We start from the raw sequence: 2,631 nt of genomic DNA, 5'->3' as shown, positions 1-2,631 counted from the left end.
GGCGAGGCTTCTTCTTCCCCATGCTCTCCATGATGAACATCCTCCCGGGGCTGAACCCCTGATCTCGAATGTCCGTCAAAACGGAGCAAGCTCAGGGACGGCAGATAGATGGTTGTGACCATCTGCGTCATGAACACCGCAAGGCACGACAGTGTCATGGTCCGCCGTGCCCAACTGCGGACCTTCGGCGTCGCTGTCTGTTGGCTTCCCACCTGCTGATGGGTGGATGTCGCAGCCTCAGCCATGCTCGTTCCGTGGCTCCTCGACCGGAGTGCACAATTTTTCGATCTCGAGTGTGGCTATGTTGGGGCGCAGGGCGATGGTGGTGAGCAGTGCCCTGCGCAGTCGACTCAAGGACCTCCCGGCTACCGCCGTGTACAGCCGTACGGGGTAGCGCTCGCCCCCTCGATCGGCCTGATGGACAACAGGGATGTGTTGCTGACGCTGATCCATGACGGAGAGCGTCATGCCTGGCCGTTCAGGTCCGCATCCCACTTGACGATCCCGGTCAATGGACGACTGCCGCCGCGGTCCCGTCATGAATGATGGGGTGGTGAGTCTGACCATCGCAATCACCAAAATGCCTGGTGACGGCATCGTTTTTACACCCTCTCCGCTTGCCGAGCTGGGCCAGATGCTGCACGTCCTGTCCGAACCAGGCCACCATCCAGGCCTGCACGACTGGGTGACAGCCACCGCCGCACAGCTGCTGCCCGATCTCGCTGACCGGTTGTACGAGGCTGACTTTCTCTGGCGTTCCACCCGCTCGGACATCCTGATGCCCGAGCAACCCAGGGCGACGCTCTGCGAAGAGCTGGACCAGCTGGACGATGAGGCTTTCGTCAGCGCGGCCCTGGAGATCGCCTGCGCGGCCCGTTATGGCCGCAGCCTCACCTCACCGCTGACCGACGTCGCGGAGCGTAAACGAGTTCAGGAGCTAGCCGCCGCCCGTGGCCCCCGGCAGGCAGCCTTCGCCGACAGACTGCTGAGCGATCCGGAGGGCGTGCGCGTCTGGCTGCGCAGACTGTTCGAGGACTGCGAGGCGGTGTTCTTCGGCGAGACATGGCTGCGGTTGAAGCCGCATCTGGCTGCCGACGTGCGACACAAGGAAGACCTATGCCGCCACGTCGGGCTCGCCGAGGTGATCAGCGCGATCTCCCCGGCCCTGAGTCTGAACGCCGAAGGTACCCGGATTGTTGTGGACAAACTGCGGGATGGCGTCGTAACAGGTGTTGAGCACGGCCTTATGTTCGTGCCCACCCACTTCGGCCGGCCACATCTCATCGTCTCGCACGCCCTCGACGGGCGACCGGCGCTTCAGTACCCCGCCACGGCTCCCGGCCTCACGCAGCCCACGTCCCTGGACATGACGCAGCGACGTCTTGAGGCGCTGGCCCACCCCACCCGTATGCGCATGTGCCGTACGCTCGCCCGCGGCCCACACACCACCGGCGAACTGGCCTCCATCGTCGATCTGACGCCCCCGGAAGTCTCCCGCCATCTCGCAGTGCTCAAGAAGGCACGCATTCTCACCACCCGCCGCCGCGGCCGCTACGCCCTGCATGAGCTCGACCTCTCCGTCGTGTCGAGACTCGGCAGCGATTTTCGGGAGGGCGTGCTGCGTTAACGCGGCTGCGCGACACCCCATTATTAGCCCCGCACGATGCGTCTCCCGTGGCTGTTCACAGCGGGTACGCGTCACCCCGGGGCAACATGTTCGGCCCGCTGCAGGTCACGGGATTTGCCACCGGATTCACCCCGGTGGTGGCGTAGCACGCTGCGGTGGGCTTGGTCAGAGCCAGGTGTCTTCGAGGGCGCGGGGGTCGCTGGTGAGGGTGTAGCGGCGTGCGGCGAGGATGGTGTCCAGGTCGCAACCGGCATCGTCCGCGTACCGGCCGAGGGCTGTGTCGATGGCTTCCTGCTCAGACAGGAAGGCGGGGCGAGTTCCAGAGCGATCTGGCCCAGCTGCTCGCCCGGCCATTTCGTCGACCAGGCGCTGTGTCAGCGGGATGCCGCTGCGCATCAGCAAGGCCCCCCGCCATCATCAAGTGCCCGTGGTCGCGCTGCTCGACGTCGACGTCACTGGTGTAGGTATGGATCACCGCGGAAGCGGTCGATAGCCTGCAGGACCTCGCGCCAGGCTGTTTCAGCGGACCGGCGTGCGTCGGCGACGACGTCGCCGCGTTCTCTGACAAGCTGATTATAGATCGGTTCGGTGGGGGTCACGTATCGGTCCTTCCGCTTATCCCACCCTATGACACGGCAGGGCGTTGTCATGTTGTTGGGTGTGCGAGGGTCTGATGGCGTGAACGTGATCCCGTCGACCTTCGCCATGGAAGGAACAGCGAGTACCTGGAACATCTTGTGCGACGCTTCGAAGCCCTCCGCCACGGTCCTGGCGTACAGGTCCAGCTCTTCAACCGGCACAGCCTGGATCCGCAGAGCGTCGATGACCGGCTCCGTCGACTTAGGGCGTGCAGATCATTAACCCGTCTTCTTGATCTTGGTTTAGGTGGGGGCTGAAGCGAGGAACGTGGTGATGTCGGCTGGTGTGCGGAAGCGGGCGGTGGAGGCATTGATGCGGTGGCCGTGTGCTTCCAGGAGTGGGCGGACTTCCTGACTCGCTCGGCA

Annotated in this window: 3 protein-coding genes and 1 pseudogene; 1 reads left to right on the top strand and 3 read right to left on the bottom strand. The window is 64.4% G+C overall.

The annotated features are described in order from the left end of the window. Positions 1–245, bottom strand: a pseudogene (locus AB0M87_RS33270) (hypothetical protein); the annotation flags it as partial. Positions 246–553: 308 nt separating this feature from the next. Here AB0M87_RS33270 and AB0M87_RS33265 point away from each other — a divergent pair. Next, complete coding sequence (locus AB0M87_RS33265) at positions 554–1,627, top strand: DUF5937 family protein (RefSeq protein WP_365859630.1); 1,074 nt, start codon at positions 554–556, stop codon at positions 1,625–1,627. A gap of 165 nt (positions 1,628–1,792) precedes the next feature. Here AB0M87_RS33265 and AB0M87_RS33260 read toward each other — a convergent pair whose 3' ends face one another. Then, positions 1,793–2,023, bottom strand: coding sequence for a hypothetical protein (locus AB0M87_RS33260; protein ID WP_365859628.1), 231 nt, complete (start codon positions 2,021–2,023; stop codon positions 1,793–1,795). A 56-nt stretch (positions 2,024–2,079) separates the two neighbouring features. Beyond that, entirely contained in the window at positions 2,080–2,427 is a 348-nt protein-coding gene (locus AB0M87_RS33255) for a hypothetical protein (protein WP_365859626.1), read from the bottom strand. Between the last annotated feature and the right edge of the window lie 204 nt (positions 2,428–2,631).

The sequence above is a fragment of the Streptomyces sp. NPDC051320 genome (genome assembly GCF_040682175.1).
Taxonomy (GTDB): domain Bacteria; phylum Actinomycetota; class Actinomycetes; order Streptomycetales; family Streptomycetaceae; genus Streptomyces.
The sequence above is the reverse complement of the archived record's forward strand: the minus strand, read 5'-3'. Positions and strand labels throughout refer to the sequence as shown.

What these genes read in the sequence shown, in the direction of transcription:
- AB0M87_RS33260 (WP_365859628.1), bottom strand. Translation starts at nt 2,023, where the DNA reads ATGCGCAGCGGCATCCCGCTGACACAGCGCCTGGTCGACGAAATGGCC.